Source organism: Wenyingzhuangia marina, assembly GCF_900130035.1.
Taxonomy (GTDB): Bacteria; Bacteroidota; Bacteroidia; order Flavobacteriales; family Flavobacteriaceae; genus Wenyingzhuangia; species Wenyingzhuangia marina.
In genome coordinates this window covers 37,487-59,163 of the sequence record NZ_FQXQ01000008.1, presented here as the reverse complement: position 1 = coordinate 59,163, position 21,677 = coordinate 37,487, and the positions used below count along the sequence as shown (strand labels likewise).

Annotated in this window: 15 protein-coding genes and 2 tRNA genes; 12 read left to right on the top strand and 5 right to left on the bottom strand. The window is 32.0% G+C overall.

What is annotated here, in order from left to right; genetic code table 11:
• The first annotated feature begins 139 nt into the window (after positions 1-139).
• Both gyrA and BUB70_RS13740 read left to right on the top strand, forming a co-directional pair.
• Positions 140-2,653, top strand: a complete 2,514-nt coding sequence (gyrA, locus tag BUB70_RS13745) for a DNA gyrase subunit A (protein ID WP_073122601.1) — start codon at positions 140-142, stop codon at positions 2,651-2,653.
• Between the two features lie 18 nt (positions 2,654-2,671).
• Complete coding sequence (locus BUB70_RS13740) at positions 2,672-3,895, top strand: tetratricopeptide repeat protein (protein WP_073122598.1); 1,224 nt, start codon at positions 2,672-2,674, stop codon at positions 3,893-3,895.
• Positions 3,896-3,950: 55 nt separating this feature from the next.
• On the opposite strand, the gene BUB70_RS13735 is transcribed toward BUB70_RS13740, so the two are convergent.
• Complete coding sequence (locus BUB70_RS13735; protein WP_073122596.1) at positions 3,951-5,051, bottom strand: glycoside hydrolase family 43 protein; 1,101 nt, start codon at positions 5,049-5,051, stop codon at positions 3,951-3,953.
• Between the two features lie 149 nt (positions 5,052-5,200).
• On the opposite strand from BUB70_RS13735, the gene BUB70_RS13730 reads away from it, so the two are divergent.
• Both BUB70_RS13730 and BUB70_RS13725 read left to right on the top strand, forming a co-directional pair.
• Complete coding sequence (locus tag BUB70_RS13730) at positions 5,201-5,896, top strand: CoA transferase subunit A (RefSeq protein WP_073122594.1); 696 nt, start codon at positions 5,201-5,203, stop codon at positions 5,894-5,896.
• A gap of 2 nt (positions 5,897-5,898) precedes the next feature.
• On the top strand, positions 5,899-6,552 hold the full coding sequence (locus BUB70_RS13725; RefSeq protein WP_073122592.1) for a 3-oxoacid CoA-transferase subunit B: 654 nt from the start codon (positions 5,899-5,901) through the stop codon (positions 6,550-6,552).
• On the opposite strand, the gene BUB70_RS13720 is transcribed toward BUB70_RS13725, so the two are convergent.
• Entirely contained in the window at positions 6,545-7,315 is a 771-nt protein-coding gene (locus BUB70_RS13720; RefSeq protein ID WP_073122589.1) for a C40 family peptidase, read from the bottom strand. The genes BUB70_RS13725 and BUB70_RS13720 overlap by 8 nt on opposite strands.
• A gap of 20 nt (positions 7,316-7,335) precedes the next feature.
• Positions 7,336-8,514 carry an acetyl-CoA C-acyltransferase gene (locus BUB70_RS13715; RefSeq protein WP_073122587.1) on the bottom strand — a complete coding sequence of 393 codons (1,179 nt, stop codon included), beginning with the start codon at positions 8,512-8,514 and terminating at the stop codon, positions 7,336-7,338.
• Between the two features lie 74 nt (positions 8,515-8,588).
• On the opposite strand from BUB70_RS13715, the gene BUB70_RS13710 reads away from it, so the two are divergent.
• The 3 genes from BUB70_RS13710 (at position 8,589) to BUB70_RS13700 (ending at position 10,908) form a co-directional block, all read left to right on the top strand.
• Entirely contained in the window at positions 8,589-10,649 is a 2,061-nt protein-coding gene (locus tag BUB70_RS13710; protein WP_073122585.1) for an HD family phosphohydrolase, read from the top strand.
• Between the two features lie 79 nt (positions 10,650-10,728).
• Positions 10,729-10,812 (top strand) — tRNA-Ser (locus tag BUB70_RS13705).
• 21 nt (positions 10,813-10,833) lie between these two features.
• Positions 10,834-10,908, top strand: a tRNA-Pro gene (locus BUB70_RS13700).
• Positions 10,909-10,997: 89 nt separating this feature from the next.
• Here BUB70_RS13700 and BUB70_RS13695 read toward each other — a convergent pair.
• Together BUB70_RS13695 and BUB70_RS13690 are read right to left on the bottom strand one after the other, a co-directional pair.
• A complete protein-coding gene (locus BUB70_RS13695; protein WP_073122583.1) occupies positions 10,998-12,347 on the bottom strand; it encodes a sensor histidine kinase in 1,350 nt (449 codons plus the stop codon).
• Between the two features lie 9 nt (positions 12,348-12,356).
• Positions 12,357-13,721: a sigma-54-dependent transcriptional regulator gene (locus BUB70_RS13690; RefSeq protein ID WP_073122581.1), complete on the bottom strand. Its 1,365-nt coding sequence runs from the start codon at positions 13,719-13,721 to the stop codon at positions 12,357-12,359.
• 173 nt (positions 13,722-13,894) lie between these two features.
• Between BUB70_RS13690 and BUB70_RS13685 the strand changes: the two genes are divergently transcribed.
• From BUB70_RS13685 to BUB70_RS13665, 5 genes are all read left to right on the top strand, one after another.
• A complete protein-coding gene (locus BUB70_RS13685) occupies positions 13,895-15,292 on the top strand; it encodes a TolC family protein (protein ID WP_073122578.1) in 1,398 nt (465 codons plus the stop codon).
• Entirely contained in the window at positions 15,282-16,532 is a 1,251-nt protein-coding gene (locus tag BUB70_RS13680) for an efflux RND transporter periplasmic adaptor subunit (protein WP_073122576.1), read from the top strand. Before BUB70_RS13685 ends, BUB70_RS13680 begins: the two co-directional genes overlap by 11 nt.
• A gap of 176 nt (positions 16,533-16,708) precedes the next feature.
• Positions 16,709-18,406 (top strand): malectin domain-containing carbohydrate-binding protein, encoded by a 1,698-nt coding sequence (locus BUB70_RS13675; RefSeq protein WP_229743008.1) that lies wholly within the window; start codon positions 16,709-16,711, stop codon positions 18,404-18,406.
• A gap of 17 nt (positions 18,407-18,423) precedes the next feature.
• On the top strand, positions 18,424-20,853 hold the full coding sequence (locus BUB70_RS13670; protein WP_084730295.1) for a glycoside hydrolase family 2 TIM barrel-domain containing protein: 2,430 nt from the start codon (positions 18,424-18,426) through the stop codon (positions 20,851-20,853).
• A gap of 2 nt (positions 20,854-20,855) precedes the next feature.
• Positions 20,856-21,668: a sugar phosphate isomerase/epimerase family protein gene (locus tag BUB70_RS13665; RefSeq protein WP_073122573.1), complete on the top strand. Its 813-nt coding sequence runs from the start codon at positions 20,856-20,858 to the stop codon at positions 21,666-21,668.
• The last annotated feature ends 9 nt before the right edge of the window (positions 21,669-21,677 follow it).

Sequence of the window (21,677 nt, the reverse complement as noted above, 5' to 3'; positions counted from 1 at the left end):
CATATACGAAGACAATAATTAGTTGGTTTTGTTTGTTAATAACTTGTGATTAAATTAGAGCTTTAAGAGCCTTGTGAAGTGGATAAAAAGGTTTAAATTGCTATGTTGATAATTAAAATATAACTTAAGAATAATATACATGATTGAAGGAGAAAAGCTGATTCCTATTAATATTGAAGAGCAGATGAAATCTGCTTATATTGATTATTCAATGTCTGTAATTGTGTCACGTGCACTACCAGATGTAAGAGATGGGTTAAAGCCGGTACATAGACGTGTTCTATTTGGAATGCATGAGTTGGGAATTAAGTCAACTGGAGCGTATAAAAAATCTGCAAGAGTAGTTGGGGAAGTATTAGGAAAGTATCATCCACATGGTGATACCTCAGTGTATGACTCAATGGTACGTATGGCTCAAAGTTGGAGTGTACGTTATATGATGGTTGATGGGCAAGGGAACTTTGGTTCTGTAGATGGTGATAGTCCTGCAGCAATGCGTTATACTGAGGTTCGTATGCAAAAAATATCAGAAGAAATGTTGTCTGATATTGAGAAAGAAACCATTGATTATCGATTGAACTTTGATGATACGTTAAATGAGCCAACAGTATTACCAACCCGTATTCCAAACTTATTGGTAAATGGTGCTTCTGGTATTGCGGTAGGGATGGCTACCAATATGGCACCTCATAATTTAACAGAAGTTATTAACGGTATTGAGGCCTATATTGATAATAGAGATATAGATGTTGATGGTTTGATGGAGCACATTAAAGCTCCAGACTTTCCTACAGGAGGAATTATTTATGGTTATGAAGGTGTAAAAGAAGCTTTTCATACAGGTAGAGGGAAAGTAGTTATTCGTGCAAAAGCTATTTTTGAAGAAGTAAAGGGTAGAGATTGTATTATTGTTACTGAAATTCCATATTTGGTAAACAAGGCAGAAATGATTAAAAAAACTGCTGAGTTAGTCAATGAGAAAAAACTAGAAGGAATTGCTAATATTCGTGATGAGTCTGACCGTAATGGGATGAGGATTGTATATGTTTTAAAGAAAGATGCTATTCCAAATATTATTTTAAATAAATTATATAAATATACTTCTTTACAAACATCTTTTAGTGTAAACAATATTGCTTTGGTTAAAGGAAGACCAGAGATGTTAAATTTAAAAGATTTAATTCATCATTTTGTTGAGCACAGACACGAGGTAGTAACTCGTAGAACAGAATTTGATTTAAAGAAAGCAGAAGCAAGAGCTCATATTTTAGAAGGATTGATTATTGCATCAGACAATATTGATGAAGTAATTGCAATTATTAGAGGTTCTAAAAATGGTGATGAAGCACGTGAAAAATTAATGGCTCGTTTTGAATTGACTGAAATTCAAGCAAAAGCTATTGTTGAAATGCGTTTGCGTCAGTTAACAGGATTAGAGCAAGATAAGTTACGTTCTGAGTATGAAGAAATCATGCTTTTAATTGCAGACTTAAAAGATATTCTTTCTAGTGAGGAACGTAGAATGGAAATTATTAAGAATGAATTAATTGCCATAAGAGAAAAATATGGCGATGAAAGACGTTCTGTAATTGAATATGCTGGAGGAGATATGAGAATTGAGGATATGATTCCTGATTCTAAAGTAGTAGTAACTATTTCTCATGCAGGATATGTAAAACGTACCCCGTTATCAGAATACAAAACTCAAAACAGAGGTGGTAAAGGTCAAAAAGGAGTGGCTACCAGAAATGAAGACTTCTTAGAACACTTATTTGTGGGAACTAACCATCAATACATGATGTTCTTTACACAAAAAGGAAAAGTGTTCTGGATGCGTGTGTACGAAATTCCTGAAGGAACAAAAGTGTCAAAAGGTAGAGCTTTACAAAACTTAATCAACATAGAAAGTGATGATAAAGTAAAAGCTTTCTTGGTAACAGAAGATTTAAAAGATGAAGAATACATCAACAGTCACTACGTAATTATGGCAACCAAACAAGGTCAAGTTAAAAAGACTTTGTTAGAACAATATTCTAGACCAAGAACTAACGGTGTTCAGGCTATTACTGTCAAAGAAGGTGATGAGTTGTTAGAAGCAAAGTTAACCAATGGTTCTAGTCAAGTAATGTTAGCTGTGAAGTCTGGTAAAACCATTCGTTTTGAAGAAGAAAAGACAAGACCGATGGGAAGAACTGCATCTGGAGTTAGAGGAATTACACTAGCGCATGATAAGGATGAAGTTATTGGAATGATTGCTGTAGATGATATGGAAAGCGAAATCTTAGTTGTTTCTGAAAAGGGATATGGTAAACGTTCTAAATTAGAAGATTATCGTATTACAAACAGAGGTGGTAAGGGAGTTAAGACCTTAAATATTTCTGATAAAACAGGAGAGTTAGTGTCTATTAAAAATGTTACAGATGAGGATGATTTGATGATTATTAATAAATCAGGAATTACAATCCGAATGGAAGTTGAGCAATTAAGAACTATGGGTAGAGCTACTCAAGGAGTTAGGTTGATTAACATTAATGAGAATGACTCAATTGCTGCAGTAGCGAAGGTAATGAAAGATGATGAAGAAGTTGAAGAAAATACAGAGGCTACTATTGAAGATAGTACTGAAGGTTCAATAGAAACAAATCAAGAGTAAAATATAAATAAATCTGAGATGAAAAAAATAACAACATTAATATTAGGTGTTAGTGTTTCTTTTTCTGTATTAGCACAGAAAAAGGAGTTAAAAAATGTAGAGAAACTAATTAAGCGTTCTAATTTTACAGAAGCAGCAGAAAGTATTAAAGGATTAGAGTCTCTATCAAAAGGTACAGAGTATGAATCATACTATTACTTTTTATTAGGAAAAATAGCTTTTGGTGATGAAGAAGAAGCTTCTGAAGAAAAAGATTATCCAACAGCAGCAGTTAATTTTTATAAAACTTTAGATGTTGAGTATAAAGCAGAAAAGCAAAAATATTCTGAGAAAGCCATTAGTTATTTAAACATTATTAATGATAGCTATTTTAAAAAGTTAGGAGATTATCTTAAAAAAGAGGATTATAAAAATGCGGGAGATGTTTATGAGACTTTGTATAACATAAGACCAGAGCGTAAAGATTTATTGGAGAATCTGCTTAATTGTCGTATAAACGAAAAAGACTACCCTGCAGTTGCAAAGATTACAGAAAAAATGTTAAAACTTTTAGGAGATAAAACTTTTAGCGCGTTTAATAAGCATACTTTAAGAGATAATGAGTTCTTTAAAAAAGAAGATAGAGATAAAGCAATTAAAGAAGCTACTCATATTACACCAGGTGAAATTGTTGTTGATAAAGCTGTTCGTGAAGAATACTATAATAATTTAATATTAATTTATGATCAGCAAGGGAATATAGAAAAAGAACTTGCAAAGTTAAAAGAAGCTAAAAAGGAATTTCCTAACAACGTAAGGTTTTTTGAAAATTATGCAAGTGTTATTTATAAAACAGGGGATAAAGAAGCATATATTAAAGCTGTAGAAGAAACTTTAGAGCTAGATGAAAACAATAAAAATCTTTGGTATAATTTAGGAGTGATTTCTCAAAATATAGGAAATACTGAAAAGGCAGTTTCAGCTTATAATAAAGTGATAGCTTTAGATCCAAAGTATAGAAATGCTTATATTAACAAAGGAGTAATTATTATAGGTCAAGAGCAGGAAATAGTTGAAGAACTAAATAAGAATAGAGGAACTAAAAAGTATTCTGAAATAAAAGATAAACTTAACAATATGTATCTTGAAGCAATTCCGCTATTTGAAAAGGCTTATGAATTGAAAAAAGATGAAGAAGTAAGGTCTAATTTAAAAGCTCTTTATAAAGCGGTTAATCAGCCAGAAAAAGCAAAAAACTTGTAATAAAAGTTTTTAAACTAAAAAGGCTCAGTGATTTTTATCACTGAGCTTTTTTAGTTTAATTGATTTTCCATCTGCTTTTCCATTCAATAATTGGTTTCTCGTCTTTAAATTTTATGGGTAACCAAATGTATCTTCCGTCTATAGGTTTTTTAGGATTCCATCTATCTGCCATAAAAATAAAAGTATCTTTCTTACTTTGAATAGGTAATATGTATGTGCTTTGAGAATAAAAAGTAAGGTCTGAGTCTTTGCCTTTGGCAGGATTTCCTAAAGATATCCAAGGACCTAAAATTGAACTAGCTTTAAAAGATCTAGCAGCATTTGGATCCCATCCTGTTAATCCAGAAGTAATCATATAGTATATTCCTTCTTTTTTAAAAATGGCAGGAGCTTCATTTTGTCCACCTGGATCAACCCTAGCCCACTTACCTGTGAAATCTAAATAATCATCAGTAAGTTCAGAAATATGTAAGGTTTGGTTTTCTTCTGAGGAATGGATGTGATATGCTTTTCCATCATCATCTACATATACAGTCATATCTCGTGACATTTGTCCTTGTTCAAAATCTCTTCTAATAAATAGTCCTTCTTTTACAGCTTTATACCATTTTTCAGACCACCATTCTTGTACTTCACCTTCTTTGGGTGTTTTTTTCCATTCTTCATTATAGTTTATAGGCCAAGTTTTTTTATTTGGTCTATGAGATTTTAGATAAGTAAAGGGACCTAATGGAGAGTCGCTAGTGGCAACAGCAGTTCTTGCAGCTTCATATCCTTGTCCTTTTAATTCTAAATGAAACCACATAACATATTGCTTTGTTTTTGTATTGTAAATAACCTTTGGCCTTTCCATTACACTTCCTGCAACAATTTCTGAATTAGGATTTTTAGAAACAGCTAAAGCTACCCCTTCATTTTTCCAGTTATATAAATCATTAGAGCTGTAAACTGTTATACCAACATAAGCATTGTTTGATTCTCCTTTATGTTCTCCATACCAATAGTAAATTCCTTGGTCATAAAGAATGCCACCTCCATGAGCATTGATGTGGGTACCATCTGTGTCTTTCCAAAGTTCTCCTGGCGAAAAAGAATTGTTTTGAGCAGTTAGGTTTATTGATAATAGTAGTAATAAATACAATGATATCTTTTTCATATAGTTGTTTTTAATGATGATTTCAAATCTCAGGATTATTTTGATATTTAAAGGATGTGAAATTCATAGAATTAGTGGGGTTAATAAATAATTTAGTAAGAAAATTAAATCTAGATTTCTTATATTTAAGTAAATACAATTTTTAAAAAATGATATCCAAAAAAGTACATTCTGTTCAAGAAGCTTTACAAGGAATTCAAAGTGATATGACTCTTTTGGTAGGGGGTTTTGGTCTTTGTGGAATTCCCGAAAATAGTATTGCTGAATTGGTAAGGTTAGATGTTAAAGAACTAACCTGCGTGTCTAATAATGCTGGAGTAGATGATTTTGGATTGGGTTTATTGTTGCAAAAACATCAAATAAAAAAAATGATTTCTTCTTATGTTGGTGAAAATCATGAGTTTGAAAGACAAATGTTAAACAATGAAATTGAGGTGGAGTTAATTCCACAGGGAACTTTAGCAGAACGTTGTCGATCTGCAAAAGTGGGAATTCCAGCTTTTTTTACGCCTGCTGGAGCAGGAACAGAAGTGGCTAAAGGGAAAGAGGTTAGAGAGTTTAAAGGAAAACAGTATTTGTTAGAATATGCAGTAGAAGCAGATTTTGCTTTGGTAAAAGCATGGAAAGGTGATGAGGCTGGAAATATTATTTTTAAAGGAACGGCACGTAATTTTAATCAAGCCATGTGTGGAGCTGCCAAAATAAATGTAGTAGAAGTAGAAGAATTAGTTCCTATTGGAGAATTAAATCCTAATGAAATTCATGTTCCGGGAGTTTTTGTGCAACGTATTTTTCAAGGTGAGAAATATGAGAAAAGAATTGAAAAATTAACTTTAAAGGAATAGGGATGTTAAGCAAAAAACAAATAGCACAACGTATTTCTAAAGAATTACAAGATGGGTTTTATGTAAATCTAGGGATTGGAATTCCAACCTTGGTGGCTAATTACGTTCCTGAAAATATTAATGTAGAATTTCAAAGTGAAAATGGGGTTTTGGGAATGGGGCCTTTTCCTACCAAAGAAAATGTAGATGCAGACATCATTAATGCAGGAAAACAAACCATTACTACATTGCCGGGAGCTTCTTTTTTTGATTCAGAGCTTAGTTTTGGAATGATTAGAGGTCAGCACATAGATTTAACAGTTTTAGGAGCCATGGAAGTTTCTCAAAATGGAGATATTGCCAATTGGAAAATCCCTGGGAAAATGGTTAAAGGTATGGGAGGAGCCATGGATTTAGTAGCCAGTGCAGAAAATATTATTGTAGCCATGATGCATACCAATAGAGCTGGTGAGTCTAAACTATTAAAACAATGTAGTTTGCCTTTAACGGGGGTGGGTTGTGTAAAAACAATTGTAACCAATTTGGCTTTATTAACGATTGAAAACGGGAGATTTTTGTTAAAAGAAACCGCTCCAGATGTAGGAGTGGAATATATTAAAAGTGTAACCGAAGGAGAATTAATAGTCTCTCCAAATTGTAAAACTATGTTTATATAATCTTTTTAATCACTCTAAGTTTGTGAGTGTGTCTTTTGGTATCTACATTGTAAATACCTAAATGATCTATACGGTCAATTCTTACTTTTCCGTGGGCGTGAATAATATAATTATCAGCCATCATAATTCCCACATGAATAATGTTTCCTTCATCGTTGTCAAAAAAAGCCAAATCACCAGGTTCACTTTCTTCAATAAAACTTAAAACATCACCTTGTGTTGCTTGATCTTTAGCATCTCTTTTTAATGGGTAACCATTTAGCTTGTATACCAGTTGGGTAAGTCCAGAGCAATCAATTCCAAAAGGTGTTTTACCTCCCCATAAATAAGGAGTATTTAAAAATTGTAATGCGGTAGTTACAATATTTTCCTTTTTTTGTTTGTCAGAAATAACATCTCCTTCAAAGATAAATTTTTCTTCTCCAATAAGAAATTGTCCTTCTTTGTAAAAAGGTAAGTGAGAACCCATTACAATATTGGTTAATAACTGTTGCTCGTTTTCTCCAAAATTAATAATCTCACTGGATAAAGATATAGGAATCTTGTCTATTTTTTCATAATCTTCAAGAGAGATCAATAAAAATTGTTTGTTGTCAACCCATCCTTCGTAATTGTCATAAGCCAAACGGATTTTACTCCACTTGTTTCTAATTTCTAAGACTTTAAAATGTTCGCCTAATAATACTTGAGAAACCATTTCAGAAGTATCTGAAGGTTCTAATCTTAAAGGAACAACACTAAGGTTACAAATACCGTAATCCATTGAATATATGAGTAGGCTAACTAAATATTTTTAATAATTATGGCAGTTGCACCCCCGCCACCGTTACAAATAGCTGCAAGTCCATAACCTGCTTGCTGTTGTTTTAAAACATTTATCAAAGAAACAACAATTCTTGCACCTGAGCAACCCAGAGGATGTCCAAGTGATACTGCTCCACCATTTTTATTGATTTTGTGCATGGGGATTTTTAGTAAGTTGGCATTGGCAATTCCTACTACCGAAAAAGCTTCGTTTAATTCAAAACAATCAATATCAGTAAGTTGTAGGTTGGCTTTTTTTAATACTGCTGGGATGGCTTTGGCTGGTGCTGTGGTAAAAAGTTCAGTTTGTGTGGAGGCATCTTCATATGCAATAATTTCAGCTAAGGGAGTTAAGTTTAAAATTTTTGCTTTTTCTTCGGACATAATTAATAAGGCTGCAGCACCATCATTTAAAGTAGAAGCATTGGCTGCGGTTACCGTTCCGTCTTTAGAAAATACGGGTTTTAAGAATGGGAACTTTTCTGGTTTAAAGTTTTTAAATTCTTCATCTTCATTTACAATGATTTCATTACCTCTTTTATCGTGATAAATTACAGGAGTAATTTCATTTTTAAATTTTCCTTCTTCGTTTGCTTTGATAGATTTTTGATAGGATTGTATAGCAAAATGATCTTGTTCTTCTCTAGAAATATGATGTGTTTTGGCACAATTATCTCCACAAACCCCCATGTGATTTTGGTCGTAAACATTCGTCAAGCCGTCATGTATAAGTCCGTCTTGTAAAATTTGGTTTCCTAATTTGTTTCCTGTTCTTAAATATTGATAATGGGGAACCAAAGACATGTTTTCCATGCCACCTACCAATAAAATGTTTCTATCACCTGCCTTAATGGCTTGTACTCCCATGGTTATGGCTTTCATTCCAGAGGCACAAACTTTGTTAATGGTGGTACAAGGAATTTCATCTTTTAAACCTGCATATTTTGCGGCTTGTTTTGCAGGTGCTTGCCCTAATCCAGCTTGTAAAACGTTTCCCAAGTAAACTTCTTCTACTAAATTATAGGGAAGTTTAATGTCATCTAAAACTCCTTTTATCGCTATTGAAGCTAGTTTGGGAGCTGTAATGGTAGATAAACTTCCTAGAAACGATCCTATGGGAGTTCTTTTGGCGGAAACAATGACAATTTTTTGGGACATGACGAAAACAGGTTAAGTGTACTTTGAATTTACAAAAATTAATTGTTTATTTTTGATAAACATCAAAACAACTAATGAAGAATATCATTAACCGCATCTATCAGAATCAATCTATTATTTACAAAGTCTTTTTGTTTGTATTGGTAGTATTTTCTATTGTTTATTTTTTTCCAAAAGGAGGGAAGTTTAAGTACGAATTCCAAAAGGGAAAACCATGGCAGTATGAAAATTTATTGGCTCCTTTTGATTTTGCCATTCAAAAGACCGAAGCAGAAATCAATGAGGAAAAAAATGATTTGATTAAAAACTCTAATATTTATTTTGAATACAAAGGGAATGTAGAAAATGAGGTGAAAAATAAGTTTGCAGCCAATTATGATGAAGCCATTGTAAATAAAGGATTAAAAAAAGAATTTAATACTTCTATTTATAAAAAAACAGCTGAAGATTTAATCATTTTTATATATGAGTTAGGGTTTGTAGATACCAGTGTAAAAGATGAATATCCGGCCGATAAATCTATCTTTTTAAGAAAACAGCAAGAAGTTAGTAAAATGGACTATGGGAGGTTAATTACTCCTAGAGAATTATTGCCTTTGATAAATAATACGTTGAATAATCAAATGGATTATACGTATAAAAGCATTATCACTAACATATTGACAGAAGTTTTAGTGCCAAATGTATTTTTTGATAAGGAATATACCGATAAAGATTTAGAAGAAGTACTTAGTACAATTTCTTATACCAAAGGAAAAATATCAGCCAAAGAATTAATTATTGCTAGGGGTGATATTGTAGAAGGTAAAAAATTAGAAGTGTTAAATTCTTTAAAACAAGAGTATAAATCTCAAATTTGGACTAAAAAGAATTATGCTTGGATTTTGGTAGGATACATTATTTTGGTGTCTTTAGCTATGGGAATGTTAATGTTGTTTTTATACCTAGATAGAAAAGAGATTTTTGAAAACAACACGCAAGTCACCTTTATTTTTCTGAATGTTTTGTTAATGGTGTTTTTAGAAACATTTATTATTAAGCAGTTGCCAGATTATTTATATGCTGTTCCTATATGTATTTTACCCATAGTAATGAAAGCTTTCTTTGATGCTCGTGTAGCTATGTTTTCTTATTTATTGATGGTGTTGATGCTTGGCTTTGTAGTGCCTAATAGTTTTGAGTATATTTATTTACAAACCATTGCAGGTTTTATTACCATTTTAACGGTTTCTGATATTCATAAGAGAGGGAATTTATTTATTTCGGTGTTTAAAATCACCTTAGTATATATGGTTACTTATTTAGCTTTTTATATTATTCATGAAGGTGGAATAAGTCAAATAAAAGGACGTTATTTTGGATTATTTGCTTTGAATGGAGTATTATCATTTCTATCGGTATTCTTAATTTGGTTATACGAAAAGTTATTCGGTTTAGTGTCTGATATTACATTGTTAGAGTTGTCTAGTACTAACAGTGTGTTGTTAAGAGAGTTGAATGAAAAAGCACCAGGAACATTTCAGCATTCTATGCAAGTAGCCAATTTAGCCGAAGCGGCTGCCAACGCTATTAACGCGAATGTGATGTTGGTAAGAACAGGAGCTTTGTATCATGATATTGGTAAAATGTTAAATCCTTTTTACTTTACAGAAAACCAATCTACAGGGGTAAACCCGCATAATGAGTTACCTGCAAAAGACAGTGCTAAAATTATTATAGGTCATGTAACTGAGGGGATTGAATTGGCTAAAAAACAACGATTACCAGATAGAATTATTGATTTTATTAGAACCCATCACGGAACTAGTTTGGTGTATTATTTTTATAAAAAAGAATTAGATGCTAATCCAGATAATGTAAATATTGAAGATTTTAGATATCCAGGACCAATTCCTTTTTCTAAAGAAACTTCTATTTTAATGATGTGTGATGCAGCCGAAGCAGCTTCTAAAAGTTTAGCAGAGCCAACGGCTACTGCTATTGATGAATTGATAGAGAAGATTATTGAAAAACAAAAATCTGAAGGACAATTTTTAAATGCAAACATTACATTAAAAGAGATTGAGAGTGTAAAGAAAGTAATCAAGAAAAAGCTTAAAAACATATATCACGTAAGGATTGAATATCCTGAGTAAAAAAAACTAAAAAAAGGTTGCAAGCATTTAACTAAACATATATATTTGCACTCGCAAAAGAAAGTAGTAATATACTTTTGGAGAGGTGCCAGAGTGGTAATGGAGCAGATTGCTAATCTGTCGACGGGTAACTGTCGCCAGGGTTCGAGTCCCTGTCTCTCCGCAATTTTTTAGATGACTTTTTCGGGGTGTAGCGTAGCCCGGTCATCGCGCCTCGTTTGGGACGAGGAGGTCGCAGGTTCGAATCCTGCCACCCCGACAAAAATCTAATATTAGATTTTATTAAAAACACCGATTATCAAAAGATAATCGGTGTTTTTTTATGTATATTATTTAATATGAGGATCGTCAAAAAATCAAACTAAAGGTTGTTTCTTCATTAGGTATAGAATTTACTTTTATACTTCCGCCATGAAGCCTCATGATATGTTTAGAAAGACTTAATCCAATACCATTACCATCATCTTTGGTTGTAAAAAAAGGAATAAAAATTTGATCAATAAAATCTGGTCCAATACCAGGGCCATTATCTATAACTTGTAAAAGAATTTTTCCTTCTTTATCTTTTTTTCCATATAGTTTAATGACTCCATTAGAATTATTATATAAAGATTGTAAAGCATTTTTGGTTAAGTTAATGAGAACATGAATTAATTGTTTTTCGTCAGCATATACTTCTAAATCTTTTGGAGTGATGTGAACTTCAAACTTAACGTTATTAAAGCCAGGTTCCTGACTCACTAATACTCTAATTTTATTGTATAAGGTAGCTAGGTTAATGATTTCCTTGTCTGGTGAGGCTATTTTGACCAAAGTTCTATAAGAATCTACAAACTTGATTAAATTATCACCCTGATCTTTAATGATATTTAAACTATTAACTAAAGTATGGATGTCTTGGTTTGTAATTTCTGAAGCTGATATGAATTGATTTTCTTGTTGATAGAAGTCTGATAAAGTTTGTGATATGGAAGTGATAGGAGTAATGGTGTTCATAATTTCATGTGTTAAAACCCTGAATAGTTTGACCCATGAATCCACTTCGTTATCATTTAACTCATTGCTAATGTTTTGAATGATAACTAATAAAGACTCTTCATTATTAATTTTAATAGGGTTTGTTTTGATAGTTAGTTGTACAATTTCACGTTCATTTGGTAATTGAATCAATTTTTGATCAAAAGGTTTTAATTGAGAAATAAGTCTGAATAACTTTTCATCAACACGTTTTAGTTGCTGTACATGTGTGAGTGAATCATAATTAAAAAGTGTTTTAGCGGTTTTATTGGCCAATAGAATATGTCCTTGATCATTTAGTGTTAGAATTCCAATAGAGGCATGTTCTAAAATAGTATGATAATATTTTTCTTGGGTTTTATTTTTAACTTTTACATTTTGTATTAATTTATTCACTCGGTTTAAACTTTTATGAATATCTCTAAGTGATTTGTCTTTTGTTTGTGTAGGAAAGCTAATGGTGGAATCATCATTTTCAATGGCGTTAAAAAAAAAGGCTATCTTTCTATTAGTGGTGTTTAAAAAATGAATCAGATTAATGACTTGAAATATTAAAATAATTCCAACATAAATAGCAAAATCAATATGTTTTTGTAAGATGAAATAAGAACATCCAAAACAGGTGATGACTAATAATAAAACTTTAAATAGGATGCGATAATAAATGTTTTTACTTGCCATATTTAAAATTTATAAGTCGTAACGTTTTATTTTGTTGTATAAGGTTTGTCTTGTGACTCCTAACTGATTTGCTGCAGCACTATAATTTCCTTCGTGTTTAGAAATAGCATTAGAAATCATACTTTTTTCCATAATATCTAGAGTCGTGTCTAATGTTTTTTGAAAGATTTGGGGGCGTTCTTTAAATATAAAATCAGATGCTGCTAAGGTGTTGTTATCACTTAAAATAACACAGCGTTCAATAGTGTGTTGTAATTCTCTTATATTACCTGGCCAATTGTGGTTTGTTAATTTTTTTTGAGCAGATTTATCAATACTTAGTTTTCCCTTTCCATATTTGTTACTATAGAGATTTAGAAAAAAATCAGCAAGTATCAAAATATCTCCTTCACGATCTTTTAAAGCAGGAACCTCTATGTGGATGGTGTTTATTCGGTATAGTAAATCTTCTCTAAACAATCCTTCTTCCACCATTTTGTGGAGGTTACAATTGGTTGCACAAATTAAACGAATGTCTACAGGAATAGGTTTGTTTGAACCTATTTTAACTACTTCTCTGTTTTGAATAACAGCGAGTAGTTTGGCCTGTAAAGTTAAAGGTAAATTCCCAATTTCATCAAGAAATAAAGTACCCTTATGTGCAGCTTCAAATTTACCTGTTCTGTCTTCACGTGCATCTGTAAAAGCACCTTTTACATGTCCAAACAATTCGCTTTCAAAAAGAGACTCTGTAATAGAGCCCATATCAACACATACGAGAACCTCATCTTTTCTGTTAGACCATTGATGTAGTTCTTTGGCAATTAATTCTTTTCCAGTACCATTCTCACCAGTAATTAATACATTGGCATCTGTTTTGGCAACTTTTTTGGTAGTTTTTAAAATATCAAGTAATGCTTTTGAGTTCCCAATAATACTTCTGTTGTTTTTATTGATAATGCTTTTTAAACTTTTTTCGTTTTGTTCTAATTGCTGTATTTTTCGTTTGGATTGTCTTAGTTGAAAAGCCGATTGTAATGTTGCTAATAATTTTTTGTTGTCCCAAGGTTTTAAAATAAAATCGGTAGCTCCTTCTTTTAGGGCACGTACAGCCAATTCAACATCACCATAGGCAGTAATCATAATAACCGAAATATCAGGAGACATCTCTTTAATACGTTTTAGCCAATAAAGACCTTCATTTCCAGTGTTAATTCCTGCTGAGAAATTCATATCCAATAAAACCAAATCATAATTATGTAGGTTTTGAATAGAAGTTATTTGATTTGGGTTAGAAAAGGTAGTGATGGTTTGGTAAGTGCTTTGGAGCAGCAGCTCCAAAGCACTCAAAACACTTTTATTATCATCGATAATAAGAATATTTCCCTCTTTCATATAGATTTTTAAACAAAATTAATTATTACAAATCTATGTTTTTTATTAGTGTAAAATATTTTTACACTTTTTGTCAATTTTTTTTACTAATTATTTCCTTTTTTTTCTTTTTGTATTTGTAATTATCACATTGTTAGTTGTTTATGTTTGTGGCATATCATTGGTTTGTCTTCATGGAAATTAGATTGTTATTGATGAGAGAAAGTATCCTCCAGTTATTTTTATTGTTTTTTGTTTTTAGTTTCTATCCTGTTTTTTCACAAGAATCGTGGACAATGGATGGTTGCATTGCTTATGCATTAGCACATAATTTAGAGCAGCAAAATCAAACTTACAATGCTGCCATTGAGAAAGAACAATGGCAACAGGCCAAAAGAGATTTAATTCCACAAGTGTATGTTGGGTTGCCAAGTTATACCATAAATTATGGAAGGAGTTTGGATCAACTCACCAATACATTTTATGATACAAAAACTGTTTCTGGGTTAAATGGAGGTTTGTCTACTTCTATAGTGCTTTTTGAAAGTTTTAAAAGATGGAATACTTTAAGTTATAAGAAAATTCAGTTTGAGTCTAGCAAGCAAACTATTTTACAATACAAATACGATTTGGCTTTTAGGGTGATGACTTTGTTTAATGATGTACTTTTCTATCAAGGAAATTTAGAAATAGTATTAGATCAACAAGCAATGAATAAGTTGTCTTTTAAACGCATTACTTCTGAAGTAAAATTAGGACTAAAAGCAAAGTCTGATTTGTATGAAATAGAGGCTACTGTTAGTGAAGATGACTTTAATGTACTTCAATCTAAAAATAGATTAAAAGAGGCCAAATTGGCTTTATTACAAGAAATGAATTTAGAACAAGATGATATTGTATTGTCTGCAGTTTTGGAAGAAAAAACAGCAACATTTTCTGAGGCTCCCTTTGTGATAGAAACTCTTTTTAACAAGGCTCAACAATCGTTACCTAGTTTTCAAATTAAGAAGTTTAGAATTGAATCTGCTGAGAAGTATTTAGCAATTACTAGAGCTTCTCTTTTGCCTAGGTTAAGTTTAAATGCAGGAATTAATTCAGGATATTCGCGTAACAGAGTAGATGCTCTTGGAAATCAAATTCAGTTTTGGGAACAACTAAGAGCCAATACCAATAAATATATTTCTTTGTCTTTAAATATCCCCATTTTTAACAACGGTAGAAATTGGAGTAGTACCAAAATCGCAAAAATCAATTTGCAAAAAACAAAGGTGCAGTTAAAGCAAGAAACCCAAACAGTATATAAAGAAATTCAAAAGCTGATTCAAAAAAATAAGGCTTTGCTAGCAGAAAAACAATTGAATGTTAAAAAAATAAAATCAAAAGAATTAGCCTTTACTATTGCTCAAAAAAAATATAAAAGAGATTTAATCACTTTGTATGAAATGCAATCAGCTAGCAATGCTTATACAAAAGCGAAGATGGAACAACTACAAATTAAAATTCAGTTAAGCATCCAGAAAAAAACTTTAGACTTTTACAACGGTACATTTATTTTACCAATTAGCAACACAACAGCAGCCCATGGATACTAAAATAGAAAAGAAAAAAGGATTAAAACCCAAACATATTGGAATCATAAGCATTGTTATTTTAATACTAGGATTTATATGGCATTTGTTTTTTGGAGATACCCGTTCTAGTTTTAAAGTAGAAAAAGAAAGAATTACCATTTCGGAAGTAGTACAGGGTAAGTTTAATGATTATATCAGTATTAATGGTTTGGTAAACCCTATCTCAACAGTATATTTAGATGCTTATGAAGGAGGTCGTGTTTTGGAGATATTTATTGAAGAGGGAAGCATGGTAAATAAAGGAGATGTGATTTTAAAATTAGAAAACAGAGAATTGTACGGGCAAATTTTAAATAGTGAAACTAGTTTAGCGGCCAAGCAAAATGATTTAAGACAAACCCAAATTAATTTTGAAACCAAACGTATTGCAGGACAACGAAGTTTGTTAGAGTCTGAGTATCAGTTAAAGAAAGCAAAACGTAAATACGAACAAAATCAATCTCTATTTGAGGAAGAATTAATTGCCAGAGAAATGTATTTAGAGGCCAAAGAAAATTTTGAATTGTCTCAAAAAAGTTATGAAGTTAATAAGTTTCAATCCAAACAAGATTCGCTTTTAAATACCACAAGTATTATGGATTTAAGTAGAGATTTGGAACGTATGCAACAAACATTAAGCATGGAATACGAACGTATTGATAATTTAAATGTAAAAGCCACAGCCGATGGACAATTAGGAACTTTAAATGCAGAAATAGGGAAACAAATTGGAAGAGGACAAAATATTGGACAAATTAATGTGTTGACTAATTTTAAAATAGAAGCGACCATAGATGAACATTATATAGATCGTATTCTTCGTGGTTTAACAGGAACCTTTGAGCGTGATGAGACTATTTATCAGATAAAAATTAAAAAAGTTTATCCTGATGTAAAAGAGGGAAAGTTTAAAATAGACATGGTGTTTGTTGATGAGAAGCCAGAAAATATTAGAACGGGACAAAGTTATTATATCAAATTACAATTGGGAGAGCCTACAGAAGTATTGCTTTTACCACGTGGAGCATTTTTTCAGAGTACTGGCGGACAATGGGTATATGTGGTAGATGCTTCGGGTGAAGTTGCTACAAAACGCAAGGTGAAAATAGGAAAACAGAATCCTAAATATTATGAGATTTTAGAAGGGCTTGATCCGGGAGAAAAAGTGATTACGTCTAACTATGATCATTTTGGAGAAAATGACAAATTAATTTTAAAATAAAAAAATGCTAAAACATTATATAAAATTTGCTATCAGAAATTTTCGTTCCAACAAAGTCATTTTTGCGGGGAGTTTGGCAACCTTGTGCTTGGGAGCTTTGTGTATTTCTTTATTGTTCTCTTATGTTCATAACGAGTTAACCAACAGATGCTTTTTATATGTATAGAGCCAATTTTGTGTCAAACAAAAAAAGTCCAATGGTTTATATTGTTTCTCATTCTTGGCCAAATAGATGGACAAAACCAGGGATTAAAAATAGTATTGATGTTTATTCTAATTGTGATGAGGTTGAATTGTTTAATGATGTCAATCAGGAATCATTAGGAAAACTAAAAAATCCAGGATTAGGAGAGCATTTTCAATGGAAAAATATCAATGTCAAATACAATGTATTGTATGCGGTAGGTTATGTAAATGGAAAAGCAGTTGCTAAAGATTATATTCTCTTAAACAGTTTGCCAGAGTCCAAACGTTTTAATGACTTGATGGCTGAAACCAATGAGGTTTTACAACCACAAGAAGATTATAATTATATCTACAGAGTCAATAGTGGAGGAGATGATTATGTGGATACGTATGGAAATACTTGGATGGCGGATGTTCATAAAACGGATAAAAATACTTGGGGTTCAAAATCATGGACAGATGAGTTTAAAGATTTACCCACTTTTTATGCAAGTCAAAGAACTACATACGATCCTATAAAAGGAACTCAAGATTGGAAATTGTTTCAAGATTTTAGATATGGAGGCAATCAATTAAAATATGAATTTCCAGTACCAGATGGAGAATATTTAGTTGAATTGTATTTTAACGAACCTTGGTATGGAACAGGAGGTGGAATGGATTGTACAGATTGGCGTGTTTTTGATGTAGCCATTAATGATAAAGTGGTGTTAGAAAATGTTGATGTATGGAAAGAAGTGGGGCATGATAAAGCTCTTAAAAAAACGGTGAGAGCAAATGTAAAAGGCGGTGTTTTAAAAATATCATTTCCTAATGTAACATCAAGCCAAGCAATTATTTCGGCTATTGCCATTGCAACTAAAAATACTGCTATAAAACCAGTAAAAGCATCTTCTAAAAATATTTTAAACACATCGGCTAATGTGCCTGTAGAAGTTAGGTCTTGGTTAAATATTACAGACAAACAATATATTGATTCAGAAATACACTACACAAAATTACCTGCTGAAGTATACGGAGCAGATTATGTACGTTTTTCTAAATCAATAAACCAAGCAAAGATTTCAGGAACATTTATATCTAAAGAAAATGCAACTGTTTATGTGTTTGTAAAAGATTCAGAAAGCAAATTGTCTTGGTTAAAAAGTTATGAAAAGTTAGAAGAAATAGCTGAAAATAATCAAGAAATTGTTTTTAAGGTTTTTAAGAAAGAAGTAAAAAAAGGAGAAAAAATCCATTTTAAAAATAATGATGGGATTGCTGTAGTACCTCTCTATAATATGGATGAAAAAGATGACAGGCCGATTATAAAACTAGAAGCCGAAGAAGCCACTCTCTTAGGAAAGGGAATTAAAAAAGCCTTTTTCAAAAAAAGTGATTATGTAGAGTTTACTCAAAAGACAACAAATAAAATCACTTTTGAAGTTGCACCTGGAGTGGCTAATATTTATTTGATGCGTTTTAGGTTTATGAATATGAATGACTATCCTGTAAAAGTAAATTTAAGTATTACCGATGCGAATGGAATTTCAGTAAGAAACGATGTGATTGAATTTCCTATAAAGAATAAAAAATGGAAAGTATTAAATACTAGTACAGGAGGATTCATCAATGCTGGAACGTATAAAATTACTTTAGAAGCTAAAGATATGAAAGGACTACGATTAGAGTCGTTTGAGTTTCAATAAAAGAAATAAGATATAAAATGAAAAGAATACAAATTTATAGCCTAATGTTTTGGGCAGTGATTTTATGCAGTTGTGGTGCTAAAGAACAAGATGTTAGGGTTGTAAAAGATTTTAATTTTAATTGGAATTTTAAATTAGGTTCACATCCAGAAGCTGTAAAAGAAGACTTTGATAGTTCTGATTGGAGAGCGTTAAACTTACCTCACGATTGGAGTATTGAAGGAACGTTTAGCAAAGACCACCCTACCAAACCAGAAGGTGGTGCTTTACCTGCTGGAGAAGGTTGGTATAGAAAAAGCTTTGAATTACCCGAGGGAATAAAAGGAAAAAGTATTGCTATTGAGTTTGATGGGGTTTACAGAAATAGTGAAGTTTGGATTAATGGACATTTTTTAGGAAAACGTCCTTATGGGTATATTTCGTTTATGTATGATTTAACGCCTTATTTACATTATGGAACTCAGAAAAATACCATCACTGTTAAGGTGGATAATTCTCTTCAACCAAATTCTCGTTGGTACACAGGTTCTGGAATTTATAGAAATGTAAGGCTAGTGGTAACAGACAAGTTACATGTTGCTCATTGGGGAACGTATGCTACTACTCCAGAAATATCTAAAGGTCTAGGAACTGTAAATTATGAGTTGACTTTGCAAAATGACCATAATCAAGACAAGTCTGTTAAATTGGTCACAAGTATTAAAAGTGAACAAAATGAAGAAGTTGCCAAAGTAATTTCTAATGAAAACATAAAAGCAAATGATTTTTTTGTTCTAAATCAGGATTTAGAAGTAAAAATCCCTGTTTTATGGGATATAGAAAATCCGTACTTATATACCATTCAAACAAAAGTATATGAAGATGGGAGGTTGATTGATAATTATGAAACACCCTTAGGGTTTAGATATTTTAATTTTGATGCTGAAAAAGGATTCTCTTTAAACGGAGTTCCTACCAAAATTCATGGAGTTTGTTTGCATCATGATAATGGTGCTTTAGGAGCAGTAGCTAATAATGATGCTATTAAAAGAAAGCTGACTTTAATGAAAGAAATGGGAGCTAATGCCATTAGAGTTTCTCACAATCCGTCTTCTGTAGAGTTGTTAGATTTATGTGATGAAATGGGATTCATAGTTCAGGTAGAAGCTTTTGATACATGGAAAAAGAAAAAAGCAAAACAAGATTATCATTTAGATTGGGATGAATGGCATCAAAAAGATTTAGAAGATTTTGTGTTAAGAGATAGAAATCATCCATCTGTAATGATGTGGAGTATTGGAAATGAAATCCGAGAACAATTTGATAGTACAGGAGTTGCCATTACTAAAGAATTGGTAAGCATTGTAAAAAAGTTAGATAAAACAAGACCAGTAACCTCTGCGTTGACAGAAAATGTTCCTGAGAAAAACTACATCTATCAATCTGGAGCTTTAGATTTATTAGGGTTTAACTATAAACATAAAGATTATACTGGGTTTCCAGAAAAATTTAAAGGTCAAAAAATTATTGCCTCAGAAAGTGTATCAGCGCTGGAAACAAGAGGTCATTATGATCATTTCGATGCTGATGAGATAAAAAGGTGGCCACCAGCACATAATGAACCTTTTGATGGGAATGACGATTTTACGGTTTCTGCATACGATCAAGTTTCTGCTTACTGGGGAGCTACGCACGAAGAAAGCTGGAAAGCTGTAAAAGCTTTAGATTATATTGCGGGAACATTTATTTGGACAGGTTTTGATTATTTAGGAGAGCCAATTCCTTATCCATATCCTGCACGTAGTTCTTATTTTGGAATTCTAGATTTGGCTGGTTTGCCTAAAGATGTATACTACATGTATCAAAGTGAGTGGAGTGATCAAGATGTGTTGCACATTTTGCCACATTGGAATTGGACAAAAAATCAAGAAATTGATGTTTGGGCTTATTACAACAATGCTGATGAAGTTGAGTTGTTTTTAAATGGAAAATCACTTGGTAAAAAATCTAAAAAAGATGATGATTTGCATGTTTCTTGGGAGGTAAAGTACGAGCCAGGAACACTAAAAGCAGTGTCTAAAAAAGAAGGAAAAGTAGTGTTAGAAAAAGAAATTCACACTGCAGGAAAAGCGGCTCAAATAAACTTAACAGCAGACAAAAAAGAGATTCGTAACAATCAATATGATTTAACGTATATCACTGTTGATGTTGTTGATGAAAAAGGAGTTTTAGTTCCAAATGCAAATCATCTTATAGAATTTGAAATTTCAGGAGGTGGAGAAATTGTTGGGGTTGATAATGGTTATCAAGCCAATTTATCCTCGTTTAAAGCATCAGAAATAAAAGCTTATAATGGAAAATGTATCGTGATTGTTCAGTCTAATGGAAAAAAAGAGAATATTGTCTTAAAAGCAACATCTCAAGATGCTATTGCATCAAATAGCATAGAAATTAAAGTTATAAATTAATTATGAAAATCAAATATTTTTGCCCAATATGGGGTTCTACAGATATGGAGTATGCTGCTTTTTTTGAGAAAGCTAAAAACGCAGGATATGATGGAGTAGAAATGAGTCTACCTATGGACGATGCTGAAAAAAAAGAAATTTTAGTGCTGTTAAAAGAGTATGATTTAGAATTGATAGCCCAGCATTGGGAAACCTTAACGGCGGATTTTGAATTGCATAAAAAAGAGTACAAAGCAAGAATGATCAATTTGGCATCTGCAAAACCTTTGTTAGTCAATACTCAAACAGGAAAGGACTTTTTTACGTTTGAACAAAATGCTGAGTTAATTAACATTGCAAAAGAAGTTTCTCAAGAATATGGAGTGAAAATAATTCACGAAACACACAGAGGAAAGTTCAGCTTTGCAGCTCATATTGTATCTCAGTTTTTATCTAAAATTCCAGATTTAAAATTAACGCTAGACATTTCTCACTGGTGTAATGTTGCAGAAACATTATTAGAAGATCAAACCGAAGCGGTGGATTTAGCCATTGAAAGAACAGAACATATACACTCTCGTGTAGGTTTTTCTGAAGGGCCTCAAATTCCAGATCCAAGAGCTCCAGAATGGAAAGAAGTTCTAGAAACTCATACGAATTGGTGGCAAAAAGTAATTGATAAAAGAAGAGCAGAAGGGAGAACAGAATTTACGATTGCTCCAGAGTTTGGACCCTATCCGTATATGACTCAGTTGCCTTTTAAAAACGAACCCATTACCGATCAATGGACGGTAAATGTGTTTATGATGGAACATTTAAAAAAGACCTTAAAATAATTTTTCTAG